At 62.6% G+C, this 18,646-nt stretch carries 15 protein-coding genes; 11 read left to right on the forward strand and 4 right to left on the reverse strand.

Features of this window, described 5'->3' with window-relative positions; genetic code table 11:
* Positions 1 to 32: 32 nt before the first annotated feature.
* From CDO35_RS06210 to CDO35_RS06225, 4 genes are all read left to right on the forward strand, one after another.
* Positions 33 to 1,370, forward strand: coding sequence for a urate hydroxylase PuuD (locus CDO35_RS06210; protein ID WP_099523084.1), 1,338 nt, complete (start codon positions 33 to 35; stop codon positions 1,368 to 1,370).
* Positions 1,371 to 1,622: 252 nt separating this feature from the next.
* The gene (locus tag CDO35_RS06215) at positions 1,623 to 3,125 is read left to right on the forward strand and encodes a nucleobase:cation symporter-2 family protein (RefSeq protein ID WP_099523085.1); all 1,503 of its coding nucleotides are present in this window, start codon (positions 1,623 to 1,625) and stop codon (positions 3,123 to 3,125) included.
* Between the two features lie 76 nt (positions 3,126 to 3,201).
* Positions 3,202 to 4,062 (forward strand): outer membrane protein OmpK, encoded by an 861-nt coding sequence (locus CDO35_RS06220; RefSeq protein ID WP_099523086.1) that lies wholly within the window; start codon positions 3,202 to 3,204, stop codon positions 4,060 to 4,062.
* A 524-nt stretch (positions 4,063 to 4,586) separates the two neighbouring features.
* Positions 4,587 to 6,053 (forward strand): NCS1 family nucleobase:cation symporter-1, encoded by a 1,467-nt coding sequence (locus tag CDO35_RS06225; protein ID WP_099523087.1) that lies wholly within the window; start codon positions 4,587 to 4,589, stop codon positions 6,051 to 6,053.
* Between the two features lie 4 nt (positions 6,054 to 6,057).
* Here CDO35_RS06225 and CDO35_RS06230 read toward each other — a convergent pair whose 3' ends face one another.
* Together CDO35_RS06230 and moaA are read right to left on the reverse strand one after the other, a co-directional pair.
* A complete protein-coding gene (locus tag CDO35_RS06230; protein ID WP_099523088.1) occupies positions 6,058 to 6,897 on the reverse strand; it encodes a substrate-binding periplasmic protein in 840 nt (279 codons plus the stop codon).
* 41 nt (positions 6,898 to 6,938) lie between these two features.
* A complete protein-coding gene (moaA, locus tag CDO35_RS06235; RefSeq protein ID WP_099523089.1) occupies positions 6,939 to 7,934 on the reverse strand; it encodes a GTP 3',8-cyclase MoaA in 996 nt (331 codons plus the stop codon).
* A gap of 213 nt (positions 7,935 to 8,147) precedes the next feature.
* Between moaA and CDO35_RS06240 the strand changes: the two genes are divergently transcribed.
* Positions 8,148 to 8,792, forward strand: a complete 645-nt coding sequence (locus CDO35_RS06240; protein ID WP_017679203.1) for a TetR/AcrR family transcriptional regulator — start codon at positions 8,148 to 8,150, stop codon at positions 8,790 to 8,792.
* 278 nt (positions 8,793 to 9,070) lie between these two features.
* Here the strand turns inward: CDO35_RS06240 and CDO35_RS06245 are convergent, their stop codons facing one another.
* Together CDO35_RS06245 and CDO35_RS06250 are read right to left on the reverse strand one after the other, a co-directional pair.
* Positions 9,071 to 9,505 carry a GlcG/HbpS family heme-binding protein gene (locus tag CDO35_RS06245; RefSeq protein WP_099523090.1) on the reverse strand — a complete coding sequence of 145 codons (435 nt, stop codon included), beginning with the start codon at positions 9,503 to 9,505 and terminating at the stop codon, positions 9,071 to 9,073.
* 176 nt (positions 9,506 to 9,681) lie between these two features.
* The gene (locus CDO35_RS06250; protein ID WP_099523091.1) at positions 9,682 to 10,596 is read right to left on the reverse strand and encodes a LysR family transcriptional regulator; all 915 of its coding nucleotides are present in this window, start codon (positions 10,594 to 10,596) and stop codon (positions 9,682 to 9,684) included.
* A 109-nt stretch (positions 10,597 to 10,705) separates the two neighbouring features.
* Between CDO35_RS06250 and gcl the strand changes: the two genes are divergently transcribed.
* From gcl to CDO35_RS06280, 6 genes are all read left to right on the forward strand, one after another.
* A complete protein-coding gene (gene gcl / locus CDO35_RS06255) occupies positions 10,706 to 12,481 on the forward strand; it encodes a glyoxylate carboligase (RefSeq protein ID WP_099523092.1) in 1,776 nt (591 codons plus the stop codon).
* A 95-nt stretch (positions 12,482 to 12,576) separates the two neighbouring features.
* Positions 12,577 to 13,359, forward strand: a complete 783-nt coding sequence (hyi, locus tag CDO35_RS06260; RefSeq protein WP_099523093.1) for a hydroxypyruvate isomerase — start codon at positions 12,577 to 12,579, stop codon at positions 13,357 to 13,359.
* A gap of 26 nt (positions 13,360 to 13,385) precedes the next feature.
* Positions 13,386 to 14,276, forward strand: a complete 891-nt coding sequence (locus CDO35_RS06265; RefSeq protein WP_099523094.1) for a 2-hydroxy-3-oxopropionate reductase — start codon at positions 13,386 to 13,388, stop codon at positions 14,274 to 14,276.
* A gap of 411 nt (positions 14,277 to 14,687) precedes the next feature.
* A complete protein-coding gene (locus tag CDO35_RS06270; RefSeq protein ID WP_099523095.1) occupies positions 14,688 to 15,959 on the forward strand; it encodes a glycerate kinase type-2 family protein in 1,272 nt (423 codons plus the stop codon).
* Entirely contained in the window at positions 15,956 to 17,371 is a 1,416-nt protein-coding gene (gene pyk, locus CDO35_RS06275) for a pyruvate kinase (RefSeq protein ID WP_099523096.1), read from the forward strand. The genes CDO35_RS06270 and pyk overlap by 4 nt, the downstream gene beginning before the upstream one ends.
* A 323-nt stretch (positions 17,372 to 17,694) precedes the next feature.
* On the forward strand, positions 17,695 to 18,606 hold the full coding sequence (locus tag CDO35_RS06280) for an urea transporter (protein ID WP_099523097.1): 912 nt from the start codon (positions 17,695 to 17,697) through the stop codon (positions 18,604 to 18,606).
* Positions 18,607 to 18,646: the final 40 nt, after the last annotated feature.

An 18,646-nucleotide genomic window follows, 5' to 3' on the forward strand; every position in this document is an offset into this window, starting at 1 on the left:
GGCGTGCCTACCCTGGGAAAGAGGTACAGATCGTGGAAGCACATTTCACCGAATGGCTAAACCTGGGCATCCGCTGGATCCATATGATCACCGGTATCGCCTGGATCGGCGCATCGTTCTATTTCGTCTGGCTGGAGAACAACCTCAACCGTAGCAATCCCCGCGAGGGCCTATCGGGCGACCTCTGGGCGATTCACGGCGGCGGTATCTACCACCTGGAAAAGTACAAGTTGGCTCCGCCGAAAATGCCGGAGAACCTGCACTGGTTCAAATGGGAAGCCTACGCCACCTGGCTGTCGGGCGTCGCCCTGCTGCTGGTGGTTTACTACCTCAACCCGAGCCTGTATCTGGTCAAGCCAGGTGTCGACCTGGCGCCAGCAGCGGCCATCGCCATCGGCCTCGGCTCCATGGCACTGAGCTATGTGATCTACCACTTCCTGTGCGATTCGCCGCTGGGCAAACGCCCGGCCCTGCTCGGCGCCGTACTGTTCGTTCTGATCATCGCTGCCGCCTACGGCTTCAGCCAAATTTTCAGCGGCCGCGCCGCGTACATCCATGTCGGCGCCATCATCGGCACCATCATGGTCGGCAACGTGTTCTTCACCATCATGCCGGCCCAGCGCGCACTGGTTAAGGCCATCGAGGAAAACACTACGCCGGACCCGACCCTGCCGGCCAAAGGCCTGCTGCGCTCGCGCCACAACAACTACTTCACCCTGCCAGTGCTGTTCATCATGATCAGCAACCACTTCCCGAGCACCTACGGCAGCCAGTACAACTGGCTGATCCTGGCAGGTATCGCGATTCTGGCCGTGCTGGTGCGCCACTACTTCAACACCCGCCACGACAGCAGCAAGTACGTCTGGACGCTGCCGGCCGCAGCGCTGGGCATGATCTGCCTGGCTTACGTCACCGGCCCGCAAACCAAGGCGGTCAGCGCACCGGCAACGGCTCAAGCGCCGGCAATCAAGTACGCTCCCGTTCCTGCAACCGGTCGCCCTGGCAACCCCGTCACCACCAACGAGCCTGCTGCCGAGGAAACCCAAGCCAAAGTCGATGCAAGCGAGGAACCGTCCACTGCCGCTGACAGTGCGACAACTGCCGCCAGCACCGATTTCGCCCAGGTTGAAAGCGTGATCCACGAGCGTTGCACCGTATGCCACTCGGCGAGCCCGAGCAGCCCGATGTTCAGCGCCGCGCCGGCCGGCCTGATGCTCGATACGCCGGAGCAGATGAAGGCTCAGGCCGCGAAGATCCACGCGCAGACTGTGGCCACGCAGATCATGCCGCTGGGCAATATCACCCAGATGACCCAGGACGAACGTGATCTGATCGGCAGCTGGATCAGCAAAGGCGCTCAGATCAACTGATTGCCACACATGTCGCGCCCGTGACTCGGCGCGGCATCTTTTTACATCCATGAACCGCAGGCAGCGCGAGCTGACCGGCGGTTCATTTTTTGTGCACAATATAAAAATAAATTGTTTTTAACAGTGTCCACAAGTTGCTATAGTCGACTACATCCTGACCAGTCGGACAATTTTTTCGATTGATCGGAGTAGAGGTGCCGTGAAGCCTCGTGTAAGCCCATGACCATATAAGAACAACTGGCAGGCTATGACATGACCACAGACAGCAACACCCAAGCCCCAGCTACGCCCGACGGCAACAGCGACCTGATCTATCAGCTGGACGACACGCCAGCTTTCGCCCCAGCCATCTTCGCGGCGTTGCAGCATGTGCTGGCCAGCTTCGTTGGCATCATCACCCCTACCCTGATCGTCGGCAGTGCTCTGGGCCTGGGTGCCCACGTGCCTTACCTGGTGAGCATGGCGCTGTTCGTCTCCGGCCTCGGTACCTTCGTCCAGGCCAAACGCATCGGCCCGATCGGTTCCGGCCTGCTGTGCCTGCAAGGCACCAGTTTCGGCTTCCTCAGCGTGATTCTCAGCGCCGGCTTCATCGTCAAGGGCCGTGGCGCCAGCGAGGAAGAGATACTCGCCACGCTGTTCGGCATCTGCTTCTGCGCCGCCTTCGTCGAGATTGCCTTCAGCCAATTCATCAACAAGCTGCGCAAGGTCATCACCCCGGTGGTCACCGGCACCATCATCTGCCTGATGGGCTTGTCACTGATCAAGGTGGGCATGACCGATCTGGCCGGCGGCTATGGCGCGCCGGATCTCGGCGCCCTGCACCATCTGGCCCTCGGCGGCCTGGTGCTGGGCACCATAGTCCTGCTCAACCGCGCCTCGTCACAGGTGCTGCGCCTTTCTGCCGTGATCATCGGCCTGACCCTGGGCTTCGCCGTTGCCTGGTTCACCGGCCGAGTGGACTTCGCCAACATGGCCGAGGTACCGCTGATCAGCGTGCCGCAGCCATTCAAGTACGGCTTCGGCTTTGACTGGATCGCCTTCGTGCCCATCGCCGTGATCTTCCTGATCACTCCACTGGAGACAGCAGGCGACCTGACCGCCAACTCGATCATCTCCAAGCAGCCGGTCAAAGGACCGGTATACATGCGCCGGATCAAGTCCGGGGTGCTGGCCGATGGCTGCAATTCGGCAGTCGCCGCCATGTTCAACAGCCTGCCGATGACCACCTTCAGCCAGAACAACGGGGTGATCCAGCTCACCGGTGTGGCCAGCCGCCACGTGGCTTTCTATATCGCCGGTATCCTGGTACTGCTCGGCCTGTTCCCGGTAGTGGGTGCAGTACTGCAACTGATGCCCAAGCCGGTACTCGGTGGCGCCACCCTGATCATGTTCGGCACCGTTGCGGTGGCCGGCATCAAGATTCTCAGCGAAGCCGGTCTGCATCGTCGCAACGTGCTGATCGTGGCCATATCTCTAGGCCTTGGCCTGGGTGTAGCCGGCGTGCCGGATGTGCTGTCGCACATGCCGGACGTACTGAAGAATATCTTCGGCTCGCCCATCACCATCGGCGCCTTCAGTGCCATCGCGCTGAACATCTTCCTGCCCGATGAGAACCACGAAGTCGAGGAAGACGACTACGACCCCGAGGCGCACCTGCACACCGTGCTGCAGAACCGCCCGGACGATGTAGCCAGCGACGACGACAGCCTCAAGACGCTCAGCCGCGACCTCGACCCGGCCGCCCGACTTAGCTGATCCCAGACTTAGAACCAACTCCCGGCGGCACGCTGCCGGGAGACGCACGCTTGCACGCCAACAATAAGGAAAACCGATGAAACTCAAGCATCTGCCCCACTGCCTCGCCCTGTCAGCCGGACTGTTCTCCGGCCAGCAAGCACTCGCTGGCGACCTGCTCTACTGGCAGGACAACAGCCTGTCCTACCTGTACGGCGAGAACTTCCAGCGCATGAACTTCAACGGCGAAGAACAGCGCACCCAGACCACCTTCACCTTCGAGCACGCCAGCGGCTGGGCCTGGGGCGACATCTTCTACTTTCTCGACTACATCCGCGCAGACAACGTGCAGACGCGCGGCAGCTTCGACAACGGCAGCTTCCGTCAGCACGACAAGGATTCCTTCTACTACATGGAGTTCTCCCCGCGCGTCAGCCTGAGCTGGCTGACCGGACAGAAGCTGGCCGCCGGCCCGATCAAGGACGTCTTCGCTGCCTTCACCTACGAGAAAGGCAACGGCGGCCCTGGCCCGGAGAACTACCTCTACGGCATTGGCCTGGACTGGGAAGTGCCCGGCTTCACCTACTTCAAGACCAACCTGTATCAGGTGAAGATCAACAACCACACCTTCTTCGCCGACAGTAATAGCAACGGCTACGCCACCCAGCTGACCGTCAGCGCCGCGTACCCGTTCAGCCTGGGTGACCAGGATTTCGTCGTCGACGGCTTCCTCGACTGGCGTTCGCCGTCGCGTGATGCCGGCACCCAGACCTCGGTGGGCTCTTCGATCCAGGTCAAGTGGGATGCAGGCAAGGCACTGTTCGGCAAGGAACGTCAGCTTTACGTGGGCACCGAGATCAACATGTGGCGCGCCAAGTACGGCGTGAAGCCGGTGGACGGGTCGGATGATCGCTTCGACCAGACCGCCGTGCAGGCATTGGTCAAGTATCACTTCTGATCACGGCCGCAACGAACCTCGCCAACGTCGGGTAGGGACGGTGGCCAGGTAAAAGGGGGATGGCGTTCGCGCCCTCCCCCTTTTTCTTTGACCGATCAATGGCAGGTGCGTACGACACACCCTACGCGGCAGGGCACCATCCGCAGGATGCGCCGTACGCACCGCCCTTGGCAAAGCGGTCTGTATCGCCGCACCAACCCAGCGCCAGCAAATACACCTCAGCACCACGCCGGTGCACAACCGGGACTCCAAGGCGCTTTTCAATCAATAGCTTGCAGCCATGCAACTGACCGCAAAGTCAAGTTTTTGATCACAATATATTTGATTTTTGTGTGCAATTTATCCGAAAGCCATATTCAGCAACGTATTTTCTGTGTACAAGACATTCAGGTTACGACCGAAACACTGTCGAAATGGCTGTATACATCGATTCAGTCATGACGCGAATACAAAATCGGAACGAAACCTGCAGACAAATCTCCTCATAGATCGCCGCGGCGCAAGAACAAAACTGGGAGCTGTCCATGTCCACCACCGAAGACTTTCGCATAAAGCACATCGATCCCTCGCTACACAACGAGGACCTCGCCCCACTGGCCCCAGAAAAACGTACCTGGGGCTGGTTCGAGATTTTCAACGTCTGGTCGAACGACATTCAAAGCCTGTTCGGCTACACCCTGGCGGCGACGCTGTTCATCTCCTACGGGCTCAATGGCTGGGCGGTACTCGCTGGCATCGTGCTCGCCGGCTTCATCGTCATGGGCCTGGTACAGCTGACCGGCAAACCCAGCGTCAAGTACGGTATTCCCTTCCCAGTGTTCGCCCGCGCCAGCATGGGCGTGCGCGGCGCAAACTTCCCTGCGCTGGTGCGCGGCATCGTCGCCATCTTCTGGTACGGCGTGCAGACCTACTTCGCTTCCACCGCAGTGGCCCTGCTGCTCAACTCACTGCTGGAGCCGCAGAACCCGGCTCTATACATGGGGCTGACCGCCATCGGCTGGCTGTCCTATGTGATCGTCTGTCTGTTCCAAGTAGGGCTGTTCGTCTGCGGCATGAGCTGGATCACCCGCTTCCTGAACTGGGCGGGACCGCTGGTCTACGTGGTGATGATCGCGCTGATGGGCCTGATCTGGTACAAGGCCGGCCCGAGCCTGCTCAGCGAGCTGGGCAACATCTTCAGTGGCTCAGGCGAATACAAGGCCGGACCAGTGGCCGCGTTCTTTGCCGTCGTCGGCACCATGGTCGCCTACTTCGCCGCCGTGGTGATCAACTACGGTGACTTCGCCCGCTTCGTCAAAAGCGAAAAGCAGATGACCATCGGCAATTTCCTCGGCCTGCCGGTGAGCCTGGCATTCTTCTCGCTGATCGCGCTGGTGATCACCGCCGGCACCGTAGTGGTGTTCGGTGAAACGCTGACCAACCCGACCGATATCGTCGCGCGTGTCGACAACCTGACCCTGACCATCATCGCTGCGCTGACCTTCTTCGCCGCAACCGTGGGCATCAACCTGGTGGCCAACTTCATCCCGCCAGCCTATGACCTGGCCAACCTGGCGCCGGCGCATATCAGTGCCCGCACCGGTGGCTTCATCACCGCCGGCATCGCCTTCTTCATCGGCGCCCTGTGGGTGGCCTTCATCAGTAGCGTCGGTATCGCCGCCTTCGTCGACACCCTGGGTGCGGTACTGGCGCCGTTGTACGGCATCATCGTCGCCGACTACTACCTGGTACGTCGCCGCAAACTCGACCTGCAGCAGCTGTTCAGCGCCGAGGTCGGTTCGGCCTATTACTTCGACGGCGGCTGGAACCGCAAGGCGATGCTCGCCTTCGCCATCGGTTCCGTATTCTCCGTCGCCTCGGTATGGGCGCCCGTTCTGAGCCACCTGTCTGGCTACGCCTGGCTGCTTGGCGCCCTGCTCGGCGCCGTACTGCACTACGGCCTGATGCATGGCCAGGCGCAGGCACTGAAACGCGCCGACGCCAGCCTCTGAGCACTCACTGACGGGACGAAGCCGGCGCCTGTGCGCCGGCTTTTTCTTTCTGCCGCTCGAGAAAGTCCACCTTCCATTGCTCGACCCCCATGTACTCACTATCGAGATTGGCCTCTACCCGATAGCTCGCCTTGAGCGCCGCCACCTGGGCCGCGTGTTCCGCGAGAAAACGATCAAAACGGGCGATCAGCTGCGGATGGCGCAAGCTCGACAGATGAAAACTGCCACGGGTGTGCGGCAACTTGGGGTCGAACACCAGGGCACCAGGCCGGGCGCGAATGTTGTCCAGATAATGGGTGGCCACCACCACATTGAAGTAGGCGCCGTCAGTCTCCTGCTTCAAGGCCTGACGAATCATCTGGCGCAGATCATCGCTGTAGCTCAGCTGGATCTGCCCACTGTCGATACGCTGCTCGTATCCACGCGGCGTCCAGCCCTGCACCATCGCCAGGCGATGAATGTTCTCCAACGGCTGCCCCTGACGCTGCGGCGCGACCAGCGCACCATCGACGTAGTCGACCACGGCCTGGCTGTACTGCAGCGCCATGCCCGCCTTTTGCGCGCCGGCCCAGTGCGGACTGTCCGGGTACTTGAAGTCGATCTCGCCGCGCTGCAGGGCCGGCAGCAACTGATCCACCGGCAACGCCTTGTAGCTCAGGCTCAGGCCACTATCGGCGGCGAAGGCATCCAGCACCTCGCGGGCGAAGCCACGGTACTGCCCCTCACCATCGAGGCTGTAGTGCGGCGCGAACGGCAGGTCCTCGACACCGACCACGTAGGTCTGCGCCAGGGCAGCGGGCGTCAGCAGAATGGTGGAAAACAGGCACAGTCGTACGGGCTGCATCAAGAGCCTCCTTATTGTTGTTTTGAGATTGCGGTGACGGCCTAGCCGCCGGTCATGCTCATGAAGCGCACCACCTGTACCTGCTCGTCGGTGGCGAAATGGTGCCGCTCGGGTTTCAGACGCAGCGCCTCGATCAGCGCCTGGCGCAGGCGCTCGCCGTCACCAGGATGTGCCCGCAACAGGCGCTTGAGATCCAGCGCGTTGTCGTGGCCAAGGCAGAGCACCAACTTGCCCTCGGCAGTGACCCGCACACGGTTGCAGTCGCCGCAGAAGTTGTGACTGTGTGGCGAGATGAACCCTACCTGGGTCTGCGTGCCGAGCACTTGCCAGTAGCGTGATGGGCCGCCGGTAACCTTGCTGCTGCGCACCAGCGCATGACGCTGTTCGATGCGCTGACGCACCTCGTCGCTGGAGCAGAAGGTCTGCTCGCGGCTATGGCTGACCACACTGCCCAACGGCATTTCCTCGATGAAGCTGATGTCCAGCCCGCGCTCGATGGCGAACTCGACCAGATCCAGCACCTCGTCGTCGTTACGCCCGCTCTGCACCACGCTGTTGAGCTTGATCCGCTCGAAGCCGGCCGCGCGTGCCGCCTCGATACCAGCCAGCACCTGATCGAGCTTGTCGCGCCGGGTAAAGGCGGCAAAGCGTTCGCGCTGCAGGGAATCCAGGCTGATGTTCAGGCGCCGCACGCCAGCCGCGCGCAACGGTGCAGCCATCTCTGCCAGTTGCGAGCCATTGGTGGTGATCGCCAAGTCATCCAGCTCGTCACGCTCACCCAGGCGCTGCAGCAGGCTCAGCAGGTTCTTGCGCACCAGCGGCTCGCCACCGGTGATGCGGATACGTCGCACGCCCAGCCCGATGAAGGCATCGGCCACGGCGTAGAGTTCTTCCAGGCTGAGAATCTGCGCGCGCGGCGCGAACTGCATGTCTTCGCTCATGCAGTAGGTGCAGCGAAAATCGCAGCGATCGGTCACCGACAAACGCAGGTAGGTGATGCGCCGACCGAAGGGATCGACGAGCTGATGGGTGTTCACGGTAGGTCTCCTGCAGCGTCACGCGCCGAGACTTTTATGTCATGGATAACGCTGTGCGCGATAGAAACAGAAAAGCGATTTCTTGTATACAGAAATTTGACCACAGAGTCAGTTAAGCGCTGAGCAGCCCGTGGCCACTGCCTTGAGCCTCGCGCAAAGCCGGTGCTACCATGCCCGACCGCCGCCCGGCGGCAGAGCAAACCACAGGGCCTTATGACCAGCATCCGCGAGCGTAACAAAGAGCTCATCCTGCGCGCAGCCAGCGAGGAGTTCGCCGACAAGGGCTTCGCCGCCACCAAGACCAGTGACATTGCGGCCAAGGCAGGCCTGCCCAAGCCCAACGTCTACTACTACTTCAAGTCCAAGGAAAACCTCTACCGCGAGGTCCTGGAAAGCATCATCGAGCCACTGCTGGCCGCCTCTGCCCCCTTCAACCAGCCGGGCCATCCGAGCGAAGTGCTGACCGCCTACATCCGCTCGAAGATCCGCATCTCCCGCGAACTGCCCCACGCCTCCAAGGTATTCGCCAGCGAGATCATGCACGGTGCGCCGCACCTGTCGCCGGAACAGACCGAACAGCTCAACGCCCAGGCCAAACACAACATCGCCTGCATCCAGCGCTGGATCGATCAACGACAGATGGCGCAGGTCGATCCGCACCACCTGCTGTTCAGCATCTGGGCGGCGACCCAGACCTACGCCGACTTCGACTGGCAGATATCCACCGTCACCGGCAAGGCCAGCCTGGACGATGCCGACTACGAAGCCGCCGCGCAGACCATCATTCGCCTGGTGCTCAAAGGCTGCGACGTCAGCCCGATGCCATCGAAGGCATCCGAGTTGGTGACCAGCGCCTAACTCGAATCCGCGGCCTATGCCAAACCCGTAGGGTTCGCCGCGCGCACCGAGTTTACGACACGGACGTTCGGGAAGCCCTGGTGCGCACGGCACACCCTACGGACTGGTGGATGTACACCCTACGCAAAGCCGAAAACCGTGGGAGGCGCTTTAGCGGCGACGCTTCGATGCCGAAGTCGCGGCTCAAGCCCCTCCCACAGTCGTAGCCCGGATGCATCGGGGGCATCGCGCAGCCGTGATCAAGCCGGTGCGCAGAGCCTAGGCGGCCCCGCAACACCCTACACCCCTGCGTCCGCCTGCAGACCCAGCGACTCCAGCGCACTCACCGCACACTGCTCATCGATATCCGAGGTGTCGCCAGTGATACCGACGGCGCCAATCACCTCGCCGCGCTCGTCCCGAATCAGAACCCCGCCCGGCGCCGGGATCAGGCTGCCCTGCGCCAGATTGTTGACCGCACCGATGAACGCCGGACGTTGCTGCGCGTCGGCAGCGATCAGCCGCGAGCCCTTGCCCAAGGCCAACGCCCCCCAGGCCTTGCCAATGGCGATCTGCGGGCGCAGCAGGCTGGCGCCGTCCTCGCGCTGCAGGCTGATCAGGTGTCCACCGGCATCCAACACCGCCACCGTCAGCGGCGCCGCCTTTATCTCTCGCCCCACGGCGAGGGCATTGAGGGTGATGTTCAAAGCGACATTCAGGTTAAGGCTACTCATAGAGGCAATCTCCAAAACTGCAGATACGGGCATCCACACACGCAAGTGCGCGGCATCAGAAAACGCCCTATGAAATAGCCGAAGGAGAAACCGATTACAATCACTGAGCACAATTAAAATAATTTTTGTGCACAAAAATTAAAATCAAATAACTCAATCAAAGTATCGAATAACCCTTACCCATTACGGGCTTCCCAGTAGCCCGGCGTGTTGTAGATGCCTTTCAGATAATCGATGAAGAAACGCACCTTGGCCGGCAGATAACGCTGCTGCGGGAACACCGCCTGGATGTCGTAGGCTGGCAGAGCGTACTCGTCAAGCACCGTCACCAACTCGCCCGCTTTCAGCTCGGCCTGGATCTCCCAGGTGGAGCGCCAGCCGATCCCCAGCCCCTGCTTGACCCAGCTATAGAGCAGCTCGCCATCGTTGCAGTCGAGGTTGCCGGCCACCTTCACCGCCACCTGTCGACCGTCACGCAGGAAGGTCCAGCCACGTTGCTGGCCACCCTGCATGTTGAACGCCAGGCAGTTGTGCCGCACCAGGTCATCCGGCGTGCGCGGCACGCCATACAACTCGAAATAACGCGGCGCGCCGCAGACCACTCGGCGATTGGGAAACAGCTTGAGCGCCACATAGTTGGGGTCGGTGACCTCACCGATGCGAATGCCCATGTCGTAGCCCTGACGCACCAGATCCACCACGCTGTCAGTGAAGTTGAACGACAGCTTGAGGTCTGGGTATTGCGCCAGGAACGCCGGTGCATGGGGCGCGATATGACGCCGGCCGAACGCCGCCGGCGCGGACACCACCAGATGCCCGCGCACCGATTTACCGCCGCGCGCGACGCTGGCATCGGCCTCGTCGAAGTCCTTGAGCAGGTTGCGGGCACGCTCCAGGTATTGCTCGCCCAGGTCGGTCAGTTGCAGCCCGCGCGTGGAGCGGTGCATCAGTTTGACGCCCAGGTGTTGCTCCAGCGCATCCAGCCGCCGGCCCATCACCACGGGCGTCACGCCCTCGCTGAGGGCGGCCGAAGCGAAGCTGCCGTTGTCGGCAACCAGAACGAAACTACGGATAAGGGTATGACGGTCCATTCGATACTCCAGATATCGACAGAACTGAAGTATCCATCAATTCCCCCTCTTTCGCCCAGCGGTCATCCTCTCCCTCAACAGAAAAACAACCGATTCGAGAGGAATGGTCATGGCCAGAATGAGAGCAATCGAGGCAGCCGTACTGGTGATGCGTCGCGAAGGCGTTGATATCGCGTTCGGCGTCCCCGGCGCTGCCATCAACCCCCTGTATGCCGCACTGAAGAAACTCGGTGGCATCGATCACGTCCTGGCCCGTCACGTCGAAGGCGCTTCGCACATGGCCGAGGGTTACACCCGCACCAATGCCGGCAACATCGGCGTGTGCATCGGTACCTCCGGCCCCGCCGGCACCGATATGGTCACCGGCCTGTACTCGGCATCCGCCGACTCCATTCCAATTTTGTGCATCACCGGCCAGGCGCCGCGTGCCCGTATGCACAAGGAAGATTTCCAGGCAGTCGACATCACCAGCATCGTCGGTCCGGTGACCAAGTGGGCCACCACCGTGATGGAGCCCGGCCAAGTGCCGCGCGCCTTCCAACGTGCCTTCCATGAAATGCGCAGTGGCCGTCCTGGCCCGGTGCTGATCGACCTGCCGTTCGACGTGCAGATGGCCGAGATCGAATTCGACATCGACGCCTACGAGCCACTGCCGGTTGCCAAGCCGAGCACCAGCCGCGTCCAGGCCGAGAAAGCCATCGCGATGCTCAACGACGCCGAGCGCCCGCTACTGGTCGCTGGTGGCGGTATCTTCAATGCCGATGCGGCGGACAAACTGGTCGAATTCGCCGAATTGACCGGCGTGCCGGTAGTGCCGACGCTGATGGGCTGGGGCGCGATCCCTGACGATCACAAGCTGATGGTCGGCATGGTCGGTCTGCAGACCTCGCACCGTTACGGCAACGCTACCCTGCTCGCCTCCGACCTGGTATTCGGCATCGGCAACCGCTGGGCTAACCGCCACACCGGTTCGGTCGACGTCTATACCGAAGGCCGCAAGTTCATCCACGTCGACATCGAACCGACGCAGATTGGCCGCGTGTTCAACCCGGATCTGGGCATCGCCTCCGATGCCGGCAAAGCACTGGACGCCTTCCTCGAAGTGGCCCGCGAGTGGAAAGCCGCCGGCAAGCTGAAAGATCGCAGCGCCTGGGTCGAGTCCTGCCGCGAGCGTAAGCGTACCCTGCAGCGCAAGACCCACTTCGACAACGTGCCGGCCAAACCGCAGCGCGTGTACGAAGAGATGAACGAAGCCTTCGGCAAGGACACCTGCTACGTCAGCACCATCGGTCTGTCGCAGATCGCCGGCGCTCAGTTCCTGCACGTGTACAAGCCGCGTCACTGGATCAACTGCGGCCAGGCCGGCCCACTGGGCTGGACCATTCCGGCGGCCCTGGGTGTGGTCAAGGCCGACCCGCAGCGTCAGGTCGTGGCACTGTCTGGCGACTATGACTTCCAGTTCATGATCGAGGAGCTGGCCGTCGGTGCGCAGTTCAACCTGCCCTACATCCATGTGCTGGTGAACAACTCCTACCTGGGTCTGATCCGTCAGGCGCAGCGCGGCTTCGACATCGATTACTGCGTGCAACTGGCGTTCGAGAACATCAACGCGCCGGAGCTCAACGGTTACGGCGTCGACCACGTCGCGGTAGTCGAGGGCCTGGGCTGCAAGGCGATCCGCGTGCTCGACCCGAACGAGCTGCAGAACGCCTTCGCCGAAGCCAAGCGCCTGATGGCCGAGCACCGCGTACCGGTGGTGGTGGAGATCATCCTAGAGCGTGTCACCAACATCTCCATGGGCACCGAGATCAACGCCATCAACGAGTTCGAGGAACTGGCCGAGCGCGGCGTCGACGCCCCGACCGCCATCTCGCTGCTCGACTGATCCGTAGGGTGCGCCACGCGCACCGCCATATGAGCGCGTACCACCAGGTGCGCAAGGCGCACCCTACGAAATTGCACCACGACAAGGAGCCAACCATGCCCCGTTTTGCTGCCAACCTGTCCATGCTGTTCACCGAAGTGGACTTTCTGGACCGTTTCGCCGCTGCCGCCGAAGCCGGTTTCAGCGGCGTGGAATACCTCTTCCCCTATGACTTCGCGGTAGAAGAGATCAAAGCCCGCCTGGACGCCAACAAGCTCGAGCAGGTGCTGTTCAACCTGCCAGCCGGCGACTGGGCCAAGGGTGAGCGCGGCATCGCCTGCCACCCGGACCGCGTCGAGGAGTTCCGCTCTGGCGTCGACAAGGCCATCGCCTACGCCAAGGTGCTGGGCAACAAGCAGATCAACTGCCTGGCCGGCATCCGCCCGCAGGGCGTGGACTGCGCGACCGTCGAGAAGACCTTCGTCGACAACCTGCGCTACGCCGCTGACAAGCTGGCTGGCGCCGGCATTCGCCTGGTCATGGAAGCCATCAACACCCGCGACATCCCCGGCTTCTACCTGAACAACACCAAGCAGGCGCTGGACATCCGCGACAAGGTCGGCAGCACCAACCTGTACCTGCAGTACGACATCTACCACATGCAGATCATGGAAGGTGACCTGGCCCGTACGGTTGAAAGCAACCTGGCCGCCATCAACCACGTGCAGCTGGCCGACAACCCGGGCCGCAACGAGCCGGGCACTGGCGAGATCAACTATCGCTTCCTCTTCGAGCACCTGGATCGCATCGGCTACCAGGGCTGGATCGGCTGTGAATACAAGCCGGCAACCACCACCGCTGCCGGCCTCGGCTGGATGAAAGCGCACAACGCAATCTGAGCCCCACTCTTCAGGAGCAATCTCTCATGGCTAAAATCGGATTCATCGGCACCGGCATCATGGGCAAACCCATGGCGCAGAACCTGCAGAAAGCCGGCCACACCCTGTTCTTCTCCGAGCACTTCGACAAGGCCCCGGCCGACCTGGTTGGCGACAACGGCATCGCCCTGGCCAACCCGAAGGAAGTCGCCCAGGAAGCCGAATTCATCATCGTCATGGTCCCGGACACCCCGCAGGTCGAAGACGTGCTGTTCCGCGCCGATGGCGTTGCCGCGGGCGTTGGCGCTGGCAAGGTAGTGATCGACATGAGCTCGATCTCCCCCACCGCGACCAAGACCTTCGCCGAGAAGATCAAGGCCACCGGCGCCGCTTACCTGGACGCCCCGGTGTCTGGCGGTGAAGTTGGTGCCAAGGCCGCGACCCTGTCGATCATGGTCGGTGGCTGCCCGAATGCCTTCGAACGCGCCCTGCCGCTGTTCCAGGCGATGGGCAAGAACATCACCCGCGTCGGCGGCAATGGCGACGGCCAGACTGCCAAGGTGGCTAACCAGATCATCGTCGCACTGAACATCCAGGCAGTGGCCGAAGCTCTGCTGTTCGCCGCCAAGAACGGCGCCGATCCAGCCAAGGTGCGTGAAGCGCTGATGGGTGGCTTCGCCGGCTCGAAAATCCTCGAAGTGCACGGCGAGCGCATGATCAAGGGCACCTTCGATCCGGGCTTCCGCATCAGCCTGCACCAGAAGGACCTCAACCTGGCGCTGTCCGGCGCTCGCGAGCTGGGCCTGAACCTGCCCAACACTGCCAACGCCCAGCAAGTGTTCAGCACCTGCGCGGCCCTCGACGGCAGCGGTTGGGACCACTCCGGCCTGATCAAGGGTCTGGAGCACATGGCCAACTTCAATATCCGCGGCGAGTAACAGAGCGCCCTCTCCCCCGGCCCCTCTCCCGCATGCGGGAGAGGGGAGACAAGCAGCTCGGCGTTATACCGATTTTCGGCGTACGCCAAACCAGTCCCCTCTCCCATTTATGGGAGAGGGTGAGGGAGAGGGGCTTTGCTTCTGGCTCACCCTTTCGACCTTCCTGGCAGGAGGTGTCACGGCCCGATTGCCAGGTCGGTCGATTCCACTCCCCAGGCGCTGCCACGCGGCGCCTGCGGACTGGAATCGATCCAGCGAAAGAACATTGATCGTTCCCACGCTCTGCGTGGGCATGCATCTCGTGACGATCCGCGTCGCACAACAGCAGACGCCTGAGCGTCTCGCCAGGCGTTACCACGCGGACGCGGGAACGATCATCCAGCGTCACCCCCAGAACAAGAGAACATCGCCATGACCTTCGACCCGCAACGCCTGCTGCGCGACCTGTTCGCCACCGCCATCGCTGCCGCGCATCCGCGCCAGGTGCTGGCCGATCATCTGCCCGCCGACCGCAGTGGCCGCGTCATCGTCATCGGCGCTGGCAAGGCCGCAGCGGCAATGGCTGAGGTGATCGAGCAGGAATGGCAAGGCGAGGTCAGCGGCCTGGTGGTGACCCGCTACGAGCACGGCGCCGACTGCAAGAAGATCGAAGTGGTGGAAGCCGCACATCCGGTGCCGGACGATGCCGGCGAGCGCGTCGCGCGCCGGGTGCTGGAATTAGTGTCGAACCTCAGCGAAGACGACCGCGTGATCTTCCTTCTCTCCGGTGGCGGCTCCTCGCTGCTGGCGCTGCCAGCCGAAGGCATCAGCCTCAAGGACAAGCAGGCGATCAACAAGGCCCTGCTCAAATCCGGCGCCACCATCGGTGAGATGAACTGCGTACGCAAGCACCTCTCGGCGATCAAGGGCGGACGTCTGGCCAAGGCCTGCTGGCCGGCCACCGTGTACACCTACGCCATCTCCGACGTGCCCGGTGACGAAGCCACGGTGATTGCCTCCGGCCCCACCGTGGGTGACCCGACCACCTCGGCCGAAGCCCTGACGATTCTTGCCCGCTACGCCATAGACATCCCGGCCAACGTACGCAGCTGGCTGCAGGACCCACGCTCGGAAACGGTCAAGCCCGGCGATCCGGTACTCGCTCGTAGCCACTTCCAATTGATCGCCACCCCGCAGCAGTCGCTCGACGCCGCCGCGGCCAAGGCCGAAGCCGCCGGTTTCCCGGTGCTGATCCTCGGCGACCTGGAAGGCGAGTCGCGCGACGTGGCCAAGGTGCATGCCGGCATCGCCCGCCAGGTGCAGCTGCACGGCCAGCCGATCAAACCGCCCTGCGTAATCCTATCCGGCGGCGAAACCACCGTCACCGTGCGCGGCAACGGCCGTGGCGGGCGCAACGCCGAATTCCTCCTCAGCCTCACCGACAGCCTCAAGGGCCTGCCCGGTGTCTACGCGCTGGCCGGTGATACCGACGGCATCGACGGCTCCGAAGACAACGCCGGCGCCATCATGACGCCGTACAGCTATGCCCGTGCCGGCATCAAGGGCCTGAGCGCCCGCGACGAGCTGGACGACAACAACGGCTATGGCTATTTCGCCGCCCTCGACGAGTTGATCGTCACCGGCCCGACCCGTACCAACGTCAACGATTTCCGCGCCATTCTGATTCTCGAGAACGACCAATGAACGCCGACAAGAAAGTAAAGATCCTCGCCACCCTCGGCCCGGCCATCCGCGATGCCGCACACATCCGCCAACTGGTGGAAGCCGGGGTCAACCTGTTTCGCCTCAATTTCAGCCACGGCGAACACGCCGATCACGCCCAGCGCTACCAGTGGGTGCGCGAAGTGGAGCGCGAGCTGAACCAGCCCATCGGCATCCTCATGGACCTGCAGGGGCCGAAGCTGCGCGTCGGCCGCTTTGCCGAAGGCAAGGTGCAACTGGTCAACGGCCAGAGCCTGCGCCTGGATCTGGACAAGACGCCCGGCGACGCCAGCCGGGTCAACCTGCCCCACCCGGAAATCATCGAAGCCCTGCAGCCGGGCATGAGCCTGCTGCTGGACGACGGGCGCCTGCGTCTGAAAGTGACTGCCAAGCAGAATGATGCCGTGATCACCGAAGTGATCGCCGGTGGCGAACTGTCCGACCGCAAGGGCGTCAACGTACCCGAGGCCGTACTGCAGCTGTCGCCACTGACCGAAAAGGATCGCCGCGACCTGACCTTCGGCCTGGAGCTGGGTGTGGACTGGGTCGCGCTGTCCTTTGTGCAGCGCCCCGAGGACATCGTCGAAGCCCGCGAACTGATAGGCGGCAAGGCCTTCCTAATGGCCAAGATCGAGAAGCCCTCGGCGGTGATCCATCTGGAGGAAATCGCCAAGCTGTGCGACGCCATCATGGTGGCGCGCGGTGACCTGGGCGTGGAAGTACCGGCCGAGAACGTGCCGCGTATCCAGAAGGACATCGTGCGCACCTGTCGCCAACTGGGCCGCCCGGTAGTTGTGGCCACGCAGATGCTCGAATCCATGCGTTTCTCCCCGGCACCGACCCGTGCCGAAGTCACCGACGTGGCCAACGCCGTGGCCGAGGGCGCAGATGCGGTGATGCTGTCGGCCGAAACCGCCTCCGGCGACTACCCGCTGGAAACCGTGCAGATGATGAGCAAGATCATCCGTCAGGTGGAAAACGGTCCGGACTACCAGAGCCAGCTCGACGTCGGCCGTCCGCAGGCCGAGGCCACCGCCAGCGATGCCATCAGTTGCGCCATTCGCCGTATCAGCTCGATCCTGCCGGTCGCCGCATTGGTCAACTACACCGAGTCTGGTGCCAGCAGCCTGCGCGCCTCGCGCGAGCGGCCCAAGGCGCCAATCCTGAGCCTGACGCCGAGCCTGACCACGGCGCGGCGCCTGACCGTGGCCTGGGGCATCTATTCGGTGGTCAACGAACGCCTGCGCAAGGTCGAGGAAGTCACCAGTACCGCGCTGGAAATCGCCCAGGCCCAGGGCATGGCTCAACGTGGCGAAACCGTGGTGATCACCGCCGGTGAACCCTTCGGCCAACCCGGCAGCACCAACAGCCTGAGGATCGAAACACTGCATTAAGCCGAGCTGCTCTCCTGTAGGGTGCGCCATGCGCACCGAAAGCCGTACGCACGAAAAAAAGGTGCGCACGGGGCACCCTACACAGCTCCGTAGCTCGGATTAAATCCGGGGAATGCTCTGACCCTGCGCCCCGGATTTCATACGGGCTGTGCGTTGTATTGATTCGTAGGGTGTCGCGGGGCCGCCTGGCCCGTGTGCATCTTGCGTCCCGTTATCGGTGCGCACGGCGCACCCTACGTAGCTCCTCCAAGCGACACGGACGGCTCCCCTCTCCCGCTTGCGGGAGAGGGGCTGGGGGAGAGGGCTCTCTTGGCACAGACATCATGCCTCCACTAGCAACCGCACACCCTGCCCTGCAAAGCCTGCGAGCCTTGCTCAACGGCTTCGCTCAGATCTTCCTGCAACAGCACCCCGGCTGCGGCCTGCTGGTGCTGATCGCCATCCTCATCGGCGCCCCTGAACTGTTGCCCGGCGCCCTGCTCGGCGGCCTGACCTCGATGCTACTCGCGCAACGCCGTGGCTACCCACCTGCCGATATCGCCATCGGCCTGTATGGCTACAACGGCATTCTGCTCGGCCTGCTACTCAGCCTGAAACTGCCATGGACACCGCTGCTACCCGTGCTAATCATCACCAGTGCAGCCTTTTCCAGCCTGCTGCTGGCGCCCTGGATGCAGCGCATGCGCAAACATGACTGGCTGCCCGCCTTCACCTTTCCCTTCGTGCTGCTGGGTTGGCTGATGCTGGCACTGGTCATCCGGCTACAACTGCCCCTCGATACGCCAGCCGGCACGCCCGCTGCACCGGAGCTGAGTTTCCTGCAGCTGCTACTCGGCGTGCTGCGCGGCTTGGGTCAGGTCATCTTTCTCGACTCGCCCCTGGCTGGCCTGTGCCTGCTGATCGGATTGCGCCTGGCCGATGGCCGCACGGCGCTGTGGGCGTTATTGGGCTCCAGCAGCGGCTCGGCACTGGCTCTGTTCTACGGTTGGCCCAGCGATGGCACGCTGGCCGGTCTCTACGGCTACAACGCCACCCTCGCCGCCATCGCCCTGGCCCAGGTTTATCGCTGCCCATTGGTCCCCGCAGTGGGAATTATCCTTGCCCTGGTCCTGCAACCGGGTTTCAGCGCACTGGGCCTACCAGCCCTGACCATGCCATTCATACTCGCCTGCTGGCTGGTGAAAGCCAGCGCTCAGAGCTGGCAACAGGCTGTGAAGCGCAGCACACCCTCCTGAGGCCTGGCAACAGCAGAAGCAGCTCTTCAGCTCGTAAAAA

This window comes from Pseudomonas sediminis (assembly GCF_002741105.1).
Lineage (GTDB): Bacteria > Pseudomonadota > Gammaproteobacteria > Pseudomonadales > Pseudomonadaceae > Aquipseudomonas > Aquipseudomonas sediminis.